The 16882-nt window shown below is 70.5% G+C and carries 13 protein-coding genes and 1 pseudogene; 8 read left to right on the top strand and 6 right to left on the bottom strand.

Going from position 1 to position 16882, the window contains the following annotated elements; genetic code table 11:
• On the top strand, window positions 1-423 hold a 423-nt coding region (locus tag NMN56_RS34180), incomplete at its 5' end, for an RICIN domain-containing protein (RefSeq protein WP_274047054.1).
• Window positions 424-1328: 905 nt separating this feature from the next.
• On the opposite strand, the gene NMN56_RS34170 is transcribed toward NMN56_RS34180, so the two are convergent.
• On the bottom strand, window positions 1329-1730 hold the full coding sequence (locus NMN56_RS34170; protein WP_280842929.1) for a hypothetical protein: 402 nt from the start codon (window positions 1728-1730) through the stop codon (window positions 1329-1331).
• A 310-nt stretch (window positions 1731-2040) separates the two neighbouring features.
• On the opposite strand from NMN56_RS34170, the pseudogene NMN56_RS34165 reads away from it, so the two are divergent.
• Window positions 2041-2610, top strand: a pseudogene (locus NMN56_RS34165) (transposase); the annotation flags it as partial.
• A gap of 486 nt (window positions 2611-3096) precedes the next feature.
• Here NMN56_RS34165 and NMN56_RS34160 read toward each other — a convergent pair.
• From NMN56_RS34160 to NMN56_RS34145, 4 genes are all read right to left on the bottom strand, one after another.
• Window positions 3097-3354, bottom strand: a complete 258-nt coding sequence (locus NMN56_RS34160) for an acyl carrier protein (RefSeq protein ID WP_274047056.1) — start codon at window positions 3352-3354, stop codon at window positions 3097-3099.
• 75 nt (window positions 3355-3429) lie between these two features.
• Window positions 3430-4692 carry a beta-ketoacyl-[acyl-carrier-protein] synthase family protein gene (locus NMN56_RS34155; protein WP_274047058.1) on the bottom strand — a complete coding sequence of 421 codons (1263 nt, stop codon included), beginning with the start codon at window positions 4690-4692 and terminating at the stop codon, window positions 3430-3432.
• A 69-nt stretch (window positions 4693-4761) separates the two neighbouring features.
• Window positions 4762-5802, bottom strand: a complete 1041-nt coding sequence (locus NMN56_RS34150; RefSeq protein WP_274047059.1) for an SRPBCC family protein — start codon at window positions 5800-5802, stop codon at window positions 4762-4764.
• Window positions 5769-7223 carry an NDP-hexose 2,3-dehydratase family protein gene (locus NMN56_RS34145; protein ID WP_274047060.1) on the bottom strand — a complete coding sequence of 485 codons (1455 nt, stop codon included), beginning with the start codon at window positions 7221-7223 and terminating at the stop codon, window positions 5769-5771. Before NMN56_RS34145 ends, NMN56_RS34150 begins: the two co-directional genes overlap by 34 nt.
• Window positions 7224-7426: 203 nt before the next feature.
• On the opposite strand from NMN56_RS34145, the gene NMN56_RS34140 reads away from it, so the two are divergent.
• The 5 genes from NMN56_RS34140 to NMN56_RS34120 all read left to right on the top strand — a co-directional run bounded on the left by NMN56_RS34140 (window position 7427) and on the right by NMN56_RS34120 (window position 14086).
• Window positions 7427-9040, top strand: coding sequence for an FAD-dependent oxidoreductase (locus tag NMN56_RS34140; protein ID WP_274047061.1), 1614 nt, complete (start codon window positions 7427-7429; stop codon window positions 9038-9040).
• A gap of 54 nt (window positions 9041-9094) precedes the next feature.
• Complete coding sequence (locus NMN56_RS34135) at window positions 9095-9859, top strand: SDR family NAD(P)-dependent oxidoreductase (RefSeq protein ID WP_274047062.1); 765 nt, start codon at window positions 9095-9097, stop codon at window positions 9857-9859.
• Window positions 9860-9894: 35 nt separating this feature from the next.
• Window positions 9895-11511 (top strand): class I adenylate-forming enzyme family protein, encoded by a 1617-nt coding sequence (locus NMN56_RS34130; RefSeq protein ID WP_274047063.1) that lies wholly within the window; start codon window positions 9895-9897, stop codon window positions 11509-11511.
• The gene (locus NMN56_RS34125; protein WP_274047064.1) at window positions 11508-11792 is read left to right on the top strand and encodes an antibiotic biosynthesis monooxygenase family protein; all 285 of its coding nucleotides are present in this window, start codon (window positions 11508-11510) and stop codon (window positions 11790-11792) included. Before NMN56_RS34130 ends, NMN56_RS34125 begins: the two co-directional genes overlap by 4 nt.
• A 338-nt stretch (window positions 11793-12130) precedes the next feature.
• Window positions 12131-14086, top strand: a complete 1956-nt coding sequence (locus NMN56_RS34120; RefSeq protein ID WP_274047065.1) for an AfsR/SARP family transcriptional regulator — start codon at window positions 12131-12133, stop codon at window positions 14084-14086.
• 12 nt (window positions 14087-14098) lie between these two features.
• Here NMN56_RS34120 and rffA read toward each other — a convergent pair whose 3' ends face one another.
• Window positions 14099-15259 (bottom strand): dTDP-4-amino-4,6-dideoxygalactose transaminase, encoded by a 1161-nt coding sequence (rffA, locus tag NMN56_RS34115; protein WP_274047066.1) that lies wholly within the window; start codon window positions 15257-15259, stop codon window positions 14099-14101.
• 382 nt (window positions 15260-15641) lie between these two features.
• On the opposite strand from rffA, the gene NMN56_RS34110 reads away from it, so the two are divergent.
• A complete protein-coding gene (locus NMN56_RS34110) occupies window positions 15642-16874 on the top strand; it encodes an FAD-dependent monooxygenase (protein ID WP_274047067.1) in 1233 nt (410 codons plus the stop codon).
• The last annotated feature ends 8 nt before the right edge of the window (window positions 16875-16882 follow it).

Here is a 16882-nt window from a genome sequence, read left to right as displayed (position 1 = left end):
AAGCACAGCGGTAAGTGTCTGACCGTGCGGGGCGCCAGCAAAGCCAACAACGCAACCGTCAACCAGTACCGGTGCGTCAGCGGCGCCAAGAACCAGCAGTGGCGCATGGAGATGTCCGGCGGGGACGTGGCCTACGCCAGCGTCGTCCTGCGGAACATCAACAGCGGCAAGTGCCTGACCGTCCACGGAGCCAGCACAGCAAATGGCGCCAAACTCAACCAGTACACCTGCGTCGGGGCCCGCAACCAGACATTCGTCTTCAAGCCGGCGCTCATGCGAAAAACTCCCCTGTACACCCAGCCGCTGAACGGCAACAAGTGCGTCGACGTGCAGGGCGCCAGCAAAGCCGACAATGCCCCCGTCATCCAGTGGAAGTGCAAAGGAGGGAAGAACCAGCAGTGGGACCTGACCCGTCGCCCCTGACGGTGTGACGCACCGGTCCCGGGAGCGACGGAACGAATACAGCCCCGACGGGGGGCCGGAGCCACTTCCAAAGGCCCCGGCCCCCCACGCGTACCGCCTCCGGTCTGGTGGCGGGGCTGGGCCTGTCGGCTCCCGACCCGGCCCCGGCGCCCCGATCGGACTTCGAACGGCTAACACAATGAGGTGAGTTGTCGGTGGGTGATGAGGCAGCAGGCGAGTTTGAGGAAGGCTTCGTGGATGTCTGCGCGCCGTTCCCATCGGCTGTCAGTGGAACTTGGGCACGGTGTGTCCCAAGTGGCCGCCTGGCAAGCGCTCCTGGCCGTCCGCAGCCTGGTCGACCACACGCGCGAAGACCTGGATCAGATGCTGGCTTGCGCGGTCCGCGCAGCAAAAAAGATTGACCGCCGGGAGAAGACGGTGAACGGGTTGGCTTCCCTCCGAACGCGACAGGACCGTGGCCGCCGTGGGCCGCGGACAGCCCTGGAGCCAGCGTGACACTGGCTCGCGTGGAACGGCAAGCCGCGCGCAGCGCGCTGCGCCACGCCTCGAACTGCTCCTCGTGTTTGACGTTTTCGTCAGCGTCGGTGCTGGGGCGCGGCTGCTCGCCGGGCATGATCCCCCTTCGGTGTCGGCTGCGTGTGCAGGTTCGCGTGGCGCGGGTCGGAGATCGTCTCCGTTGAGGGCGCAACTCACTGCAGGAGTCCGATGTCGCCGGCTTTCACACACGCCCTCGCACGTCCGGATGCGCGCCCCACTAGGTCCAGCGGTGGCCGGACCACCGGGATTCGCGCACCACCCAGCGCTACAACCGCCGCAAGGAACTCTTGGACGACTCTCCCGGCTACGCCCTCGCCGCCGACCTCGCCGGCGCCCTGGCCTGAGTGGGCGCCGAGACAGGGCTTCAGCTACCCGGGGCCCTGACGCTGGTTCAGGAAGCTGAGGAGGTTCACATGGTGCAGGTCCAGGCTCTCCGCAGCTTGTCTCCTGCTCTCCGCGACCATGGACTTCGTCCAATAGCTCGGGAGTGCCGTGGTCACGACGTCCAACTCGGCCAGGATCTGGCCCAGCGCGTATTCGGTCTGCATGTCCCACTGCCATGTCGACACGATGAACAACGCCACTTTGAGTGCTCCGAGCTTGCGCCGCACGTCCTCCGTCGATGCGTCGGGGCCAAGGGTGCGTTCCTGGGCCTCACTGCGCAGGTAGTCGGCGTGCATCGTGGCTTCAATGCCTTCCTCCCGGAGGCGACGGGCCAGAGTCGCGCAGGCATCCACGTCGACGGTGTCGGCCTTCACGAGAGCGCCCAAGGCCGCCGAACATTCAGAGGCCAGAAGAAGCCTGTCAGGGGTCATGGAGGAATCCTCCCTTCTCGGGGACGGCTTCTGGCTCCGCGTCCGAGAGCACGGGGAGCGGGACTGCTTCCCACCACGAACAAGTGACAGGCCGTCCCCGATCAAGGGATATGGAACAGCTACTTACCTTGTCATTTATGGTCCTGCGTCGAACGCGGCTCGAACTTGATCGGCGTTTTCGCAGTTCAGCAGATGTGAAGGCGGCCTTCGTCTGATCCTCTGCTCCGTCACAGAGTGGATCAGCGCGGAGGCCGTGGTCGTGAGTCTGGAGCCTCAGGATGTCGGACGGGATGCGTTCGCGGAAGTGTCACACTTCCGGTCGGAGCTGTACGCGTGTCTGACCTCGCGGGGCGACGCGTTGTTCGAGTTGTGCGACGCGCTGTTGTGCACGGACGGGCCGGTGCGGACGCTGGTTGATCTCGCGCTCGCCCCCGAGCACCGTCGCGGGCACGGGGCTCTGTACGGCGGGCTCAACCAGGGCCGGATCGACGCCGAACGGCTGCGTCGTGCCCTGGCCGGGGTGCCGTTGCCGCGGGCGGCGGACGGCCGGCCCGTGCTGGCGGTGGATGTCTCGCCGTGGCTGCGGCCGGACGCCAACATGTGTGCTGACCGGGCCTTTTACCACACCTTCGGGCGGGGTGAGGGAAAGCACCAGATGGTGCCCGGCTGGCCGTACTCGGTGGAGGCCGCGCTGGAGAGTGGCCGCACATCCTGGACGGCGGTGCTGGACGCGATCCGCCTTCAGCCCGGCGCCGACGTCGCCGCGGTGACCGTCGTGCAGATCCGAGAGGTCGTCGAGCGGCTGGTCGCCGCCGGCCAGTGGAAGCCGTGTGACGACCTCAGACAACTGCGTGACCAGCTGCTCATCGAGTCCGTCCAGCTCCGCGTGTCCCGCGGTGTTCCGCTCCAGCACCTCGGGGTCCCTCATGCGCCGGAGCGTAGGGACACAACCCGCAACGGCGGGCGGAAAACCGCAAACCCACCCTGCCAGACGGTCCATACCCCAGACTGTCGCTTCCGACCAGCACAAAAACACCGGAGCCAGCGCACGCCAGACCGTGACCTGCAACTTCACGATGCACAGTGCTCACTGAGGGGGACGGCCGGATCGCCCGGGGTCGCCCTGGTTGCCCGGGTCGCCGTGGTCGCTACGGTGGCGAGCCCGGCGGCGCGCCGCTCTGAGCTGTAGGAAGAAGGACGAGCGTAGTGTGAGTACGGGCCACAGCAGGGAAGCGGGCAGGGCCGCGAGGAGGCGGTCGGGCAGAGCGGACTCCCGTCCGCCACAGGGGGTTCGGCGTCGGCTGGACATGCGGCAGCCCCCTCAGCCCGCCCGGACGAGCGTTTCGTTTACGGTCGCCAGGAGCGCCCTCGGTGTCCTGGCGTGTTCGACGAACTCCTCCGGCAGCCGTGTTCCGTAGTCGTGCTCGATCCTGCTCAGCGTCTCCAGGAGCGCGAGCGAGTCGTAGCCGAGGTCGTCGAACCTGAGGTCGAGGATCTCTCCGCCGGTCTCGATGTCCGCGCCCGCGCCCGCGCACTCGCGCAGAATGCGCATCAGGTCGTGGATCGTCATCAGTGACATGTCGCTCCTCCCATGTCCGCGCCGCACCGGACGGTCCGGTCGGCGTGCGTGCCTGTATGCGTGCGTGCCGAGGGTTCAGTGCGGTTGCGGCCGGCCGAGGATCATCGCGCTCTGAAAGCCGCCGAATCCGCTGCCCACGGTGAGCACCGTGTCGAGCTTTTTCTCCCGTGCGGTGAGCGGCACGTAGTCCAGGTCGCACTCCGGGTCGGACGCGTGCAGGTTGGCGGTCGGCGGGATCACCCCGTGCTCGATGGCCAGCGCGCAGGCGGCGACCTCGATCGAGCCGATCGCGCCCAGGGAGTGACCGACCATGGACTTGATCGAGCTCACCGGCGTGCGGTGGGCGTGCCCGCCGAGGGCCCGTTTGAACGCCGCCGTCTCGTGCCGGTCGTTCTGCCGGGTGCCCGAGCCGTGCGCGTTGACGTAGCCGATGTCCTCGGGCGCGACGCGCGCTTCGGCCATGGCCGCGCGGATGGCCTCGGCCATCTCCGCGCCGTCGGTGCGCAGGCCGGTCATGTGGAACGCGTTGCTGCGGCTGGCGGCGCCGCGGATCTCCGCGTAGATGTGCGCCGATCGGCGCCGCGCGTGCTGGAGCTCCTCCAGCACCAGCACGGCCGCCCCTTCGGCCAGCACGAAGCCGTTCCGCGTACGGTCGAAGGGGCGGGAGGCCGTGCCGGGGTCGTCGTTGCGCGGGCTAGTGGCTTTGATGGCGTCGAAGCACGCGGCCGTGATGGGCGAGATCGGCGCCTCCGTGGCACCGGCCACCATGACGTCGGCCGCGCCCTCGCGGATCACCTCGCAGGCGTGCGCCAGCGCGTCCAGCCCGGAGGTGCACCCCGTCGAGACGACGCCGACCGGTCCCTGCGCCCCGGCGTCCCAGGCGACCTCGGAGGCGAAGGAGCTGGGCACGAAGTACCCGTAGAGCTGCCGGACCGCGTAGGCCGGGTCGACGTGCCACTCCCTGCCCCGGTCGCTGACGATCGCGTACTCCCGGTCGAGGCTCATCGTGGCGCCCACCGCCGTCCCGATGGTCACCCCGAGGCGGTGCGGTTCGGGTTCGCCCGCGGCGAGCCCGCTGTCCGCGAGGCTCTCCCGCGCGCAGGCCACCGCGAATTGGGCCGCCCGGTCCATCCGCCTGATCTCCCGAGGCGTCAGTCCGGCCGCGGACGGATCGAAGTCGCATTCTGCAGCCAACTGCGAGCGGAATGGGGACGGATCAAAGAAGGAGATCCTTTGTGTGGAGGTCTTGCCCGCCGTGATCGCGTCCCAGAAATCGCGCTTCCCCGGCCCTCCGGGTACCACGGTTCCTATTCCCGTGATCACCACGCTTCTCCGCATACCTGCTCCTCTCCCGCCGTGCCGGAAACACGTCCTGAATACCGTGGAATCCGTGCTCTCTCCTCGGGCTCAGCCTCTGCCTCGGCTTCCGGCGCGCTCCTCGGCATATCCCTTGGCCACGCGGAGATTTCCCATGCTGTTCGTGCCGAGCACGCGGCGCAGATATCTCCGGGCGTCGCCGGCTGTCGTTCCCTCGCCGAGCAGGCCGAGCGCCGACGGCTTGATGGTCACGCTGTGCCCGGCGCGGGCGAGCACACCTTCTGGCGCCTCAGTGAACCGCCAGTAGCCCGTGTGGGCGTCGAGCAGCCGGGGCAGCCGGATTTGCTTGTAGACGATCTCCCGGTGGGGCAGGCAGACGCGGACCGACCTGGTGGTGTGGGGCGAGCCGTCGGACGTCCTGGTGTCCATGTCGAAGAACTGGATGTTCGGTTCGTCCTCCGTCATCGTGAGTCGGTCGACGTGCGCCATCCGTTCGGGCCACCGGTCGGCCTCGTAGAGGACGTCGTAGACGTCCTTGACGTCGCCGACGATGAACAGCGGGTCCTCGAACGAGAGCACCAGCCGACGCCGTTCGGTGTCGTGCTCCGCCGCTTCCCTCAGGGCATCGAGATAGCGCACGGTCTCTCGGGCGACGGCCTCGGCCAGACCGGGACCGGCGTCCGCGGGACCGAGATCGTGCCGCATCTCCACCTCGGTGACGTCGTCGGCCCGCGCCGTGAAGTACCAGCCGCCCCGCACACCGCCTCCCGGCCGGGCGGGGTCCTCGTGCTCGAAGACGATGCTCTCCCCGTCGCGGATCTCGCGGCGCAGCACCCTCGTCCTGACGGACTTCTCGTCCTTGAGCGACCAGAGCCGGACGCGGTCGGTGTCGCCGTTGTCCGACCTCCCGAGATGTTCGGCGTGGATCGCGCCCGGGTGCCACTGGGGGGCCTCGTGCACGCGGAGGACCAGCCCGAACACGGTGGTGAGCGGTGCGGAAAGGGTGACTGTGCGGCTGACGGTCTTCCTGGACAGCATGAACGGCACTCCGATCTGGTGACTGATTCCTTTTTCTTCTCTCGCCTCGCCGTACCTCTTCACCGCGCCCGCGACCACAGTCCGTGCAGGCACGCAACCAGCGTTCTGGCCTGGACGTTCAGGTAGTGGCTGTGCCGCAACAGGCCGACGAGCCGGCCGAGCGTCACCCACTGGTAGTCGTCGGGCACCTCAGCGGGCAGGTCGTCCCCGTCCACGACGAGATACCGGCTCACCGCGTGGTGGAAGCGGCCGCCCTCCTCCGAGAGCAGCGCCTCGTAGTGGATCCGCTCCGGCCCGGCATCCCGTACGTAGCCGAGGAAGGGGTTGCGCTGTCCCCGGGCGCTCAGCCGGTCGCCGGGGATCTCCTGGACGGTGGGCGCAAGTTCGACCACATCCAGCAGCCCGCCCTCCATGCGGGCGTGCACCAGGATGTGCGCCACCCCGCCGAAGCTCTTGACCACGAACGCGACGGTCCCCTGGCCCACGGGCGCGAACAGCGGCTGCGTCCACCCGCCCACCTCGCGGTTCCCCCCGCTCACCTCGACCGCGATCACACCGAAGTGCCCGCCGTCGGTGTGGTCGATCACCTGCTGGGAACGGTGCCAGCCGTCCACGTCGTCCAGGGCGACCCGCTGCCGCGTGACCCGGGTGCGCGCCTTGCGTTCGACGAACCAGCTCAGGAACTCCGCGGCCAGCAGCGGTGTCCCGGCCTCCGGGTCCAGCGAGCGCAGCAGCGCCGCACGGAACGGATCGCCACCGGCCGGGGGGCGGTCCACTCGGTCGGTGAGGGTCACGGGGGCGCACGACAGCACCGTGCGGCTGTCCATGTTCAGGACGTTGTCCAGCGCCAGCAGGCGCTGGAGCTGGCCCAGCGTCAGCCAGAAGAACCCCTCGTGGAGGGGCACGTCCTCGGTGGTCTCCACGATGATGTTGCGGTTGCGCTTGCACCAGAACCACGCGCCGTGCTCGGACTGGAGCACATCGACGAGCACCCGCCCCTTCCTCGGTTCGAGGAAGGCGTCCAGATACTTCACCGGGGAGCCGCGGTGGACCCGGGTGTAGTTGCTGTACGTGGCCTGGACCGTGGGAGAGAGCTGGAAGCCGTTGGCGTTGCCCGGCTCCATCTTGGCCTGCATGAGGAAATGCAGCACCCCGTCGAACTCCTTGGCCAGGATGCCCAGGATGCCGATCTCCGGCTGATTGATGATCGGCTGGGTCCAGGTGGCCTCCGGCTCCGCCTCCGGCCGTACCCGTAACCCTTCGACGGTGAAAAAGCGTCCGCTGCGGTGCTCCAGATTCCCGGTGTCCTCGGAGAAGGCCCAGTCCTGGAGACGGGCGAACGGGATGCGCTCGACCCTGGCCTTCGCTTCCCGGCCGTATGCGGCGAACTGCCGTCTGAAATCGTCGACCGAGACGACCGCCCCTTCGTCGGCCAGGAGCGAGTCGGTGAAGCGGCTCGCGTCGTGCTCGCCGTGACGGCGTTCCGGGGCTGGGGGTCGAGCGGCCCTGGTCATATCGATTCCCTCCGGTTTCGCATCGTGGCGCGGAACCTAGGGCGATTTCTTGGTCACCTGATCGAAGCCCGCTTGACCCACGCCCCGGTTGCCCGGGCCGCATTCGCGCGGCGCGGAAATGGACCCCGCTGCGAGCGGTCCGCTAATCCCGATTTCTAGCGTCATCCGCGATCAAGCCCTCCGAAGCACCGAAGGGAGTACAGGTGATCGACGTACTTGTCGCCGGAGCGGGCCCGACCGGGCTGGCTCTGGCCCACGAACTCGCCCGCCGGGGCCTGACGGTCCGGTTGATCGACGCGGCTCCTGGCCCGGCCACGACGAGCCGCGCCCTGGCCACCCACGCGCGCACGCTGGAGCTCTACGACCAGATGGGCGTGCTCGACGCGATGCTCGCCCGCGGCAGGCGGGTCCGGCACTTCTCGATGTACCAGCGGGGGCGGCGCCTGGTGAGGTTCGGGCCCGACTACTCCGAACTGCCGACGCGCTTCCCCTTCACCCTCGTCATCGATCAGGTCCGCACCGAGGAGGTGCTGCGCGAGGCGGCCGACGGTCTCGGGGTCCGGGCGGAGTGGGGCGTACGCGTGGAGTCCGTCGGCCAGGACGACGCCGGGAGCGTACGGGCGGGGCTGCGGCATACGGACGGCTCGGCCGAGGAGGTCGAGGTGCCGTGGCTGGTCGGCTGTGACGGCGGGCACAGCACGGTGCGCGGCGAGCTGGGCCTGCCGCTCATCGGCGAGGGAAGCGAGACCTGGCTGATCTCCGACGCCAAGATCGACCTCGATCTGCCGGGCGACAGCCTGCACTTGATGCATGTGCCCGGGGGAAGCGTGATGGCCGTCCCGTTCCCCGAGCGGGACAAGTGGCGCTTGCTCGACACCGTCGACGCGGTGGACGACGGCCCGGACGCCGTGGCGGCACGCTTCGCCCGCAAGATCGCCGCAGGGTGCGGCCAGCGGGTCCGGGTCGCCGAGCCGACCTGGGTGTCGGTCTTCACCATCCAGCAGCGGATGGTTCCCAGGATGCGGGTGGGCCGCTGCATGGTCGCGGGCGACGCGGCGCACGTGCACAGCCCTGCCTCCGGCCAGGGCCTGAACACCGGGCTGCAGGACGCCTGCAACCTGGCGTGGAAGCTGGCCATGGCCGCCCGCGGCCACGCGGACGACCGGCTGCTCGACAGCTACGACGCCGAACGCGTCCCGGTCGGCGAGCAGTTGCTGAACTCGACGAAGAAGGCGACCCGGCTCGTCGCGCTCAAGAGCGCCGTCCAGGCCGTCATGCTGCCGGTGGTGTTCGCGGTGATCCGCAACGTCCCCGCGCTGCGCGGCAGGATCGAGCGGAAGATCATGCGCCAGATGACCGCCCTGTCCCTGACGTATCCGGCGAGCCCGCTCACCCACGAGGCGCCCGGCGCGCGGGATCCCGTCCCGGGGGCACGCATCGCGCAGGTCACCCCGGAGGAGGCCGCGGGCGCCGGCTGGCAGGCCCTGCTCGCCGAACTCCGCGATCCCCGCTGGACCCTGCTGGTGTTCGACCAGCCCGACGAGGCGGGCGACACCGAGGCGGCCGGTGCCCTCGCCGCCGAGTACGAGAGCTGGCTGTCCGTCAGAACCGTCGCCGACGCGGACAGCAGTCCGGGGCCCGGCCCGCTCGCCGACCCCGGTCGGCGCCTCGCGGCCGGGCTGGGTGCCGGTCCCGGCGGGTGGCTGCTCGTCAGGCCCGACGGCTATCTGTCCGCGCGGGGGGACCGGTTCACCCTCCAGGCGCTGCGGCCGGCGCTGGGGGCGATCGGGGTGCCGCAGCGCTCCACGCTCACGTGACCCGGGCCGCGGGCACGGGCGCGGGCGCGGACACGCAACCCACGGGAGTCAGCGATGGATCTGGGGCTGTCGGGACGGGTCGTCGTGGTGACCGGAGCCACCCGTGGCATCGGTCTCGCCACGGCCAGGAGGTTCGCCGCCGAGGGGGCCAGGGTGGCGCTGACGTACAGCACCCGTGCCGGGCGCGCCGCGGAGCTCGCCGAGGAGCTCGGCGCCGGCCAGGGGCGCGCGCTGGCGGTGCGCTACGACCTCGCCGATCCGGGCTCCCCCGCGCACCTGGCCGAAGAGGTGGAACGGGGCTTCGGCGAGGCCCCGCACGTCCTGGTGGCCAACGCCGTTCGCCGGGGGCGGCGGCGCGAGCGCGGCGACCTCTTCGAGGATGTCCCCGAGCGGGACTGGAGCGCTTTCCTCTCGGACAACCTCCAGCACACGGTGCGGACGGTGCAGCTCGCCGTAGCCGGGATGCGCCGGCTGGGCTGGGGAAGGATCGTGCTGGTCTCCTCGCACGTGGCACGGAACGGAAGACCCGGCCAGGAGATCTACGGTGCGGCCAAGAGCGCCCTGCACGGCCTCGCCCGCAACCTCGCCTGGGACGTGGGTCCCGCGGGCATCCTCGTCAACGTCGTCAGCCCGGGCCTGACCCTGACCGAGGGGGTCAGGGCCGACCTCCCGGAGCGCGTCACCGCCGAGGAGCGCGGCCGGACCCCCACGGGCCGACTCAGTACGCCGGAGGAGGTCGCCGACACGATCGCCTTCCTCTGCTCCGGGGCCAACGGCAACATCACCGGCGACCTGATCACGGTGGCGGGCGGCCGGTGAGGCGCGCCTCGGCCACCGTGCCGGGAAGGGAAGAGATGACACGGATCCCCCATGTACGCCGACCTGCCGGGACCGAAGGCGCGCGCCTGGACAAGCCGTTACTCCGGGCGGCCCGGCGGCATCCAGAACGCCTCGCGATCCGCTCCCGGGCGGGAGACGTGACGTTCGCCGAACTCGACCGGAGCGTCACCCGGTGCGCGTCCGCGCTGGCCGCGCTCACCGGTCCCGGCGGGGGCGTCACGATCGGGGTGGCCAACGTGCTCCACCCGGCGTTCGCTGTCGCGTACTACGCCATCGCGCGGAGCGGGAACGTTGCGGCCGTGCTCAACCCGCTCCAACCGGGGCGGCTGCTCGGGCAGTCGCTCGACGCCACCCGCCCGCCGGTCGCGTTCCTCACGCCGGGGATGGTCCGGGGCTGCGCTCCGGCACGGCTCCGGGGCGTGGAGGTCGTCGCCCTGCCGGAGGCGGGCGCCCCGGGAGGTGCCGGGGCGGGCACGCCGGCGGAGCTGATCGCGACGGCGCCGGCCGCGCCGCCCGGGTTGCTCCCGCCGGTCCGCCCGGAGCAGGACGCCTGCGTGCTGTTCACCAGCGGCACCACCGGCCGCCCCAAGGGCGTCCGCCTCACGCACCGGAACCTCACCGTGAACGCCGCGCAGACCGCCGACGCACACGGCCTGACCGCGCGTACGGTGACGCTGAACCACCTGCCGCTCTTCCACCCCATGCACCTGAACGCGGCCGTCCTCGCCGGGGCGTCCCAGGTGTTGTGCGAGGAGCCCGACCCCGTTACCGCCGTCAGGGCCGCTCACCGCGCCCAGGCGGACCGGTACTTCACCCTGCCCGTACGGCTGGCGCGCCTCGCCGCGGACTCGCGGCTGCCAGATCTGCGGGCGGGGACGCTGCGGGCGGTCTTCTCCGGAGGCGCGCCGCTGGCGGCGGCCGACGCCGTCGCGCTGTCGGAGCACTTCGGCATCCCCGTCCTCCAGGGCTACGGCCTGGCCGAGACCTCGCCGCTGACCCACTGCGGGCGGCCCGGCCGGCCCAAGCCGGGATCGGTCGGTCCGCCGGTCGCCGGGACCGAGTGCCGGATCGTCGACGTGGACGATCGGACGGTAAGGCCCCCGGGGGTGCCCGGCGAGGTCCAGGTGCGCGGGCCGCAGGTCATGCCGGGCTACCTGGACCCGTCCGACGGCCCGGCGGTGGACGCCGACGGCTGGTTCTCCACCGGCGACGTCGGCCATGTGGACCGGGACGGCGACCTGTTCCTGCTCGACCGGACCAAGGACGTGTTCAAGTACGACAACTGGCTGGTCGCCCCGGGCGAGATCGAGCGCGCCCTGGCCGGCCATCCGGACGTCGGCGACTGCGCGGTGGTCGACCACCCGGACCGACGGCACGGGGCCGTCGCGCACGCGCTGGTCGTGCCGCGCACCGACCGGGCCTCGGAGCGGCTGGCCGCCGCTGTGCGGTCGGTGAACCGCCGGCTGCCCCCTTACCAGCAGGTCAGGCGGGTCATCGGGATCGACGCCATCCCGCGCTCGCCCAACGGAAAGATCGAGCGCCGCCGGCTGCGACAGCACCTGCGGGACGGAACGCTCGCGGGCGTCTACTGCCAAGTGGAGATCACGGACCGAGGAGGTCGCACCAGATGATGACGATGATCAATCGCCTCACCGTCGTGGAGGGCAAGGAGGAGGAGTTCCGGCGGGTCGTCTCCGATATCAGCGCGTACATGCGGGCCCAGCCCGGGTTCCTGGGGCACCGGCTGCACCGCTCGGTGAACCGGCCCGCGGTCTACGTCGAGACGGCCCAGTGGCGGGACGCGGAGTCCCACCGCAGCGCCATGCGGGGCGAGGGCTTCCGGCAGAACGTCCAGAGGCTGGCCGGACTGGCGAGCGCCGAGCCCGACATCTTCGAGACGCTGGAGGACTGAGCCACAGTGCGCCCCCGCCGGGACTCCCGCCGGGGGCGTGGCATCTCCCAGGGAATACCGGGGAACCGGGTAACGACCAGCGGTCGTTCAAATAAAGAGACGGAGCGGGCCCGGCACTCGAAGGTAAACCACTGCTATACCTTGCCTTAACCAAGGGCTCCCCATATGGTGGATATTAGTAACGGGGAAGAGCGGCCCGTCAATAGCGCCGCCTCACATCGACACCGTACGACCGAAACAGCTTTACCAGGGGGCGCGGCCTCGGCAGCTGACGACCCATCACTGACCATGTTTTGCCTGGTAGTGCCCGGTCGCAGGGGGAGGGAATTTAAGACGGCATGGACATGGACGGCGATTCTCTTAGGAATGCCAGCAATCATTCCCCTGGCATTCACATCAATATTCTGGGTCCACTGGAAGTTGTCAAGAATTCCGTCGCACTGACACCGACGGCGCCCAAACTCCAGCAGGTGCTGGGATTTCTCGCTCTGCACCGTCAGCAGGTGTCGCAAACGGGCGACCTCATCACGGAGGTCTGGGGTGAGTCCCCTCCCGCCAGCGCGCAGTCCACGCTGCAGACCTACATCCACAAGCTGCGGCGCGCCTTCACCGCCGACGGCCCGTACGGCATCCGCTCCGCGCCCCCGTGCGCCGACGAGGTCATTCAGACCCGGCCGAACGGCTATGTGCTGACCGTTCCTCAGGAGCGCCTGGATCTCGGCCGCTTCCAGCGGCTGACGGCGGAGGGGCAGGCGGCCCTCCGCCGCAGCGAGCCCGCCGCGGCGACGCGTCTGCTGTCGCGGGCCCTGGCCGCCTGGCGCGCTCCCGTGCTCCAGGGCGCACCCCTCGGCGCGCTCAGCGCGCGCCGGGCCACGGCGCTGGAGGAGACCCGGCTCCATGTGCTGGAGCTCCGGTTCGACGCCGAGCTCCAGCTCGGGCGCTACGACTCCACGATCAATGAGCTCAAGACGCTGCTGGCCGAGCATCCGCTGCACGAGAGCCTGCACGTCCGTCTCATCCTCGCGCTGCACCGCTGCGGGCGTCAGAAGGAGGCCCTCGCGGTCTACGACCGGTTGCGGGACTCCCTCGTCGAGGAGCTCGGGCTCGACCCGTCGGAGGAACTGCGGCGCCTGCAGGGCGACATCATCGCCGCACGCTTCCCGGGGGCCTCCCCCGGCCGCGCCACCGCCACCGTCACCGGCCCGACACCCGCGCAACTTCCCCCGGATGTCACCGACTTACGCGGGCGGCACCGCAAACTGGACCTCATCGAACGGCATGTGACCGGTACCGGGGAGCGGGGCGGGGTGAGCAGCCTGCCCATCGTCTGGGTCACCGGCATGCCCGGGGTGGGCAAGAGCGCGCTGACCCTGCGCGCCGCCCACCGGGTGCGCCGGCACTTCCCCGACGGCCAGCTCTTCGCGGACCTCACCGGCGCCCCGGCGGCCCCGCGGCGGCCGGAGGACGTCCTGCACGGGTTCCTCAGCGCCCTGCGGGTGCCCCCCGAACGGATTCCCGCCGGTCTCGGCGAGCGCAGCCAGATGTTCCGCACCCTGACCGCGGGACGCAGACTGCTCGTCCTGCTCCACGACGCCGTGTCGGCCGCCCAGGTGCGGCCCCTGCTGCCGGGCTCCGGCTCCTGCGCCGTGCTCGTGACGAGTCAGGTGCACGGCCTGCACAGCGCGATGGTCATCCCGCTGGAGGTGCTGGACATCGCGGACGGCGTCGATCTCCTCGCCGGAATCGTCGGCCGGGAGCTGGTGGCCCGGGAACCGCGCGCGGCCGAACGGCTGGTGACGCTGTGCGGTGGCCTGCCGCTCGCGCTGCGCGCCGTGGCGGCACGCGTCGTGGCCACCCGGCGCGCGGCCCGCCGGGGCCATGTGCTGTCGGCCATGGTCTGGAAGATGTCGGACCCCCGCACCCGCCTCAGCCTGCTGTGCTTCGACGACCTCGACATCGGCTCGCGCTACCAGGCGAGCTTCGCCCGGCTCACCCCGCAGGAGCAGCACGCCTGCCTGCTGCTCGGTCTGCTGCCGGGCGGCCGGTTCAACCGGGAGCAGGCTTCCGCACAGCTCGGGTACGCCGTCGGGGACATCGACGCGCTGCTCATGCGGCTGGCCGAGAGCCACTTCCTGCGCCTGCGGACCAGCGGATGCCCCCGCGCGGAGACCTACTACGCCTTCCACCAGATCAGCCGGGCCTACGTGCAGCAGTACGACACCGGGCCCGTGCTCCCGCTGGCCTCCGGTGCCGCCATCGAGCGGGACACCAGGGAACTGCTGCACGACGGCTGAGCCGGTCCGGCCTCACGCCGGACGGTAGGAGAGCAGCGCGTCCACCACCCTGTCCGTCTCGGCGGTCGTCATCCCGGCGAACAGGGGCAGTCGGATCAGCCGGTCGGCGGCCGACACAGTCACCGGGCAGCCGTCGGGCGCGCTCCGGCCGTACTTCCGTCCCGCCGAGGAGGTGTGCAGCGGCTGGTAGTGGAACGTGGCCTGGACCCCGTGCGCGTTCAGGTGGGCCAGCACGGCGTCACGGGAGGGCTGGTCGGGCAGGAGCAAGTAGTACAGATGTGCCGGATGTTCACACCCGGGCGGCACGGCGGGCCGGGCGATCCGGTGCCGCTCCGCCCAGTCGGCGAGGCGGTCGTGGTAGCGGTTCCAGACGGCGTGCCTGCGCTCCTGGATCCGCGGCATGTCCTCCAACTGCGCGGTGAGGTAGGCGGCGAGCACCTCCGACAGCAGATAGCTGGACCCTAGCTCGATCCAGCGGTACTTCTCCACGCGCCCGCGCAGATACTGGCACCGGTTGGTGCCCTTGTCGCGGGCGATCTCCGCGCCGTCCAGCAGTCGGGGGTCGTTCACCAGCAGGGCCCCGCCCTCGCCGCACTGGATGTTCTTCGTCGCGTGGAAGCTCTGCGTGGCCAGGACGCCGAAGGTCCCCAGCGCCGAGCCATGGTAGGAGGCGGCGAGGCCGTGCGCGTTGTCCTCGACGATCGGCAGCCCGTGCCGCGACGCGACGCGCCGGATCTCGTCCATCTCACAGGAGACACCGGCATAGTGCATCACCACGACGGCGCGGGTGCGCTCGGTGATCGCCGGCTCCAGCAGCCGCTCGTCGAGGTTGAGCGTGTCGGGCCGGCAGTCGACGAACACCGGCACCGCACCGCGCAGCGCGAACGCGTTCGCCGTGGAGGGGAAGGTGAAGGAAGGCATGATCACCTCGTCCCCCGGGCGGAGTTCCAGGACGAGCGCCGCGATCTCCAGGGCGTGGGTGCACGACGGGGCGAGCAGCGCGGCGCCCGCCCCGGTCGCCTTCCTCAGCAGCGTGGTGGCGCGGTCCGCGAACGGGCCGTCGCCGTCCACCTTTCCGGAGGCCAGGGCCTCCCGGATGTGGTCCGCCTCGTTCCTGGAGACATAGGGGACGTTGAAGGGGACGACGCTGTCTTTCGAGTACGCGATGCTCATATCACTGCTCTCAGGTCAGCCGACCACAAAGGGTCTGATCGATCCGGATGAGGTGCCGCGCCGCGCCGGTGGATTCGCCGACGCGTTTCCTCCGGCGCATCCATGAGAAGCGCATTCCGATTCCGTGCGGCTTCCGTGCGGCTTGCGTTTCCCGTCACCATTCCACGGGCGTTTCGAAATCGGATTGCATGGCGCTGGTCGGCGACGCCCGGACGCCGGGTGGGCACCCGTACGCGCAGCTCACCGTCGCCCGCCCGGGCCGCAACCCCTGCCGTCACCCGTGCGGCAACCCGGAATGGACGGAGGCTCTAGCGCCCCCTGTGAGAGTCTCCCGGATCCTGCCTCACGGGGCCCAGCCGCAGCCTTTCGGAGGAGCCGAACCGTGCCTGACATCGACACCGACTTCTGCATTGTCGGCAGCGGGCCGGCCGGAATGACCCTCGCATTGCTTCTGCTGCGTTCCGGTGCCCGCGTCGCCGTGGTCGAGCGTTCTCCGTCGCTGCGGCGGGAATACCGGGGAGAGGTCATCCAGCCGGGCGGTCTCGCGGTGCTCGACCAGCTCGGCGTGCTCTCCGGCGCCCGGGAGAGAGGCGCCTGGGAGCATTCCCGCTTCCAACTCGTGGAAGGCGACCGCCCGCTGCTGGATGTGGACTACCGGGCCCTGCCGGCGCCGTACAACTGCCTCCTGAGCCTCCCGCAGCAGCACCTGCTGGCCGAGATGCTGGAAGCCTGCCGCCGGTACGAGGGCTTCACCGATCTGTCGGGCCACCGGGTCGAGGGGCTGCTTCGTTCGGCGGCCGGCGTCCGCGGCGCGGAGGTCGGCGGAGCCGGCGGGCGCGGGGAGATCCGGGCGCACTGCGTGATCGGCGCCGACGGCCGGCACTCCAAGGTGCGCCGGCTGGCCGGGATCCGGAACCGCAGATTCGACCTCTTCGACCTCGATGTGCTGTGGTTCAAGATCCCGAGCGGGCCCGAACCGCCGTCCAGCGTGCGGATCTACCGCGGCCGGGGCAACCCCGTGCTCGCCTACGGCTCATATCCGGACGGCGTCCAGCTCGGCTGGACACTGCCGCACCGCGGCTACCGCGCCGCGGCGGAGCAGGGCATCGACCACGTCAAGCGGCAGATCCGCACGACGGTGCCCGGCTACGCGGACGCCATCGACGCACACCTCGCCAGCCTCAGCGACCTCACGCTCCTGGATGTCTTCGCCGCCGGAGCCGAGCGCTGGAGCGTGCCGGGGCTGGTGCTCCTCGGCGACAGCGCCCACACGCTCAGTCCGCTCGGCTCCCAGGGCATCAACCTCGCCCTCCAGGACGCCGCCCTGCTGCACCCGGTGCTGATGCGCGCGCTGCGCGCGCCGGACCAGGCCGTCTCGCTCCTGAGGGAGTACGAGCGGGCCCGCCGGCGGGACATCGTCGCGGTCATGAGGATCCAGCGCATCCAGAGCAGAAGCATGCTCTCGGTCGGAGGGATCGGCGCGCGGGTCTTCCCCCGGATCGCCAGGATCCTCGGACGCACCCCCCTCCAGCACAGGATGACCCGCCGGATCGCGTTCGGGAACCGGCCGGTCCGCGTCGCCTCCGAACTGTTCGTCGCCGACCAGAGGAAATGAGGTCCGCA

The organism is Streptomyces iconiensis (assembly GCF_028657195.3).
In the GTDB taxonomy this organism is placed as follows: domain Bacteria; phylum Actinomycetota; class Actinomycetes; order Streptomycetales; family Streptomycetaceae; genus Streptomyces; species Streptomyces iconiensis.
This window is presented reverse-complemented; position numbering and strand designations above follow the sequence as displayed.

Bases quoted from the DNA above. Each gene is read 5' to 3' on its own strand.
- rffA (WP_274047066.1), bottom strand. From the start codon at position 15,259: ATGAGCATCGCGTACTCGAAAGACAGCGTCGTCCCCTTCAACGTCCCC.
- NMN56_RS34120 (WP_274047065.1), top strand. From the start codon at position 12,131: ATGGACATGGACGGCGATTCTCTTAGGAATGCCAGCAATCATTCCCCT.
- NMN56_RS34135 (WP_274047062.1), top strand. From the start codon at position 9,095: ATGGATCTGGGGCTGTCGGGACGGGTCGTCGTGGTGACCGGAGCCACC.
- NMN56_RS34145 (WP_274047060.1), bottom strand. From the start codon at position 7,223: ATGACCAGGGCCGCTCGACCCCCAGCCCCGGAACGCCGTCACGGCGAG.
- NMN56_RS34125 (WP_274047064.1), top strand. From the start codon at position 11,508: ATGATGACGATGATCAATCGCCTCACCGTCGTGGAGGGCAAGGAGGAG.
- NMN56_RS34130 (WP_274047063.1), top strand. From the start codon at position 9,895: ATGACACGGATCCCCCATGTACGCCGACCTGCCGGGACCGAAGGCGCG.
- NMN56_RS34160 (WP_274047056.1), bottom strand. From the start codon at position 3,354: ATGTCACTGATGACGATCCACGACCTGATGCGCATTCTGCGCGAGTGC.
- NMN56_RS34155 (WP_274047058.1), bottom strand. From the start codon at position 4,692: ATGCGGAGAAGCGTGGTGATCACGGGAATAGGAACCGTGGTACCCGGA.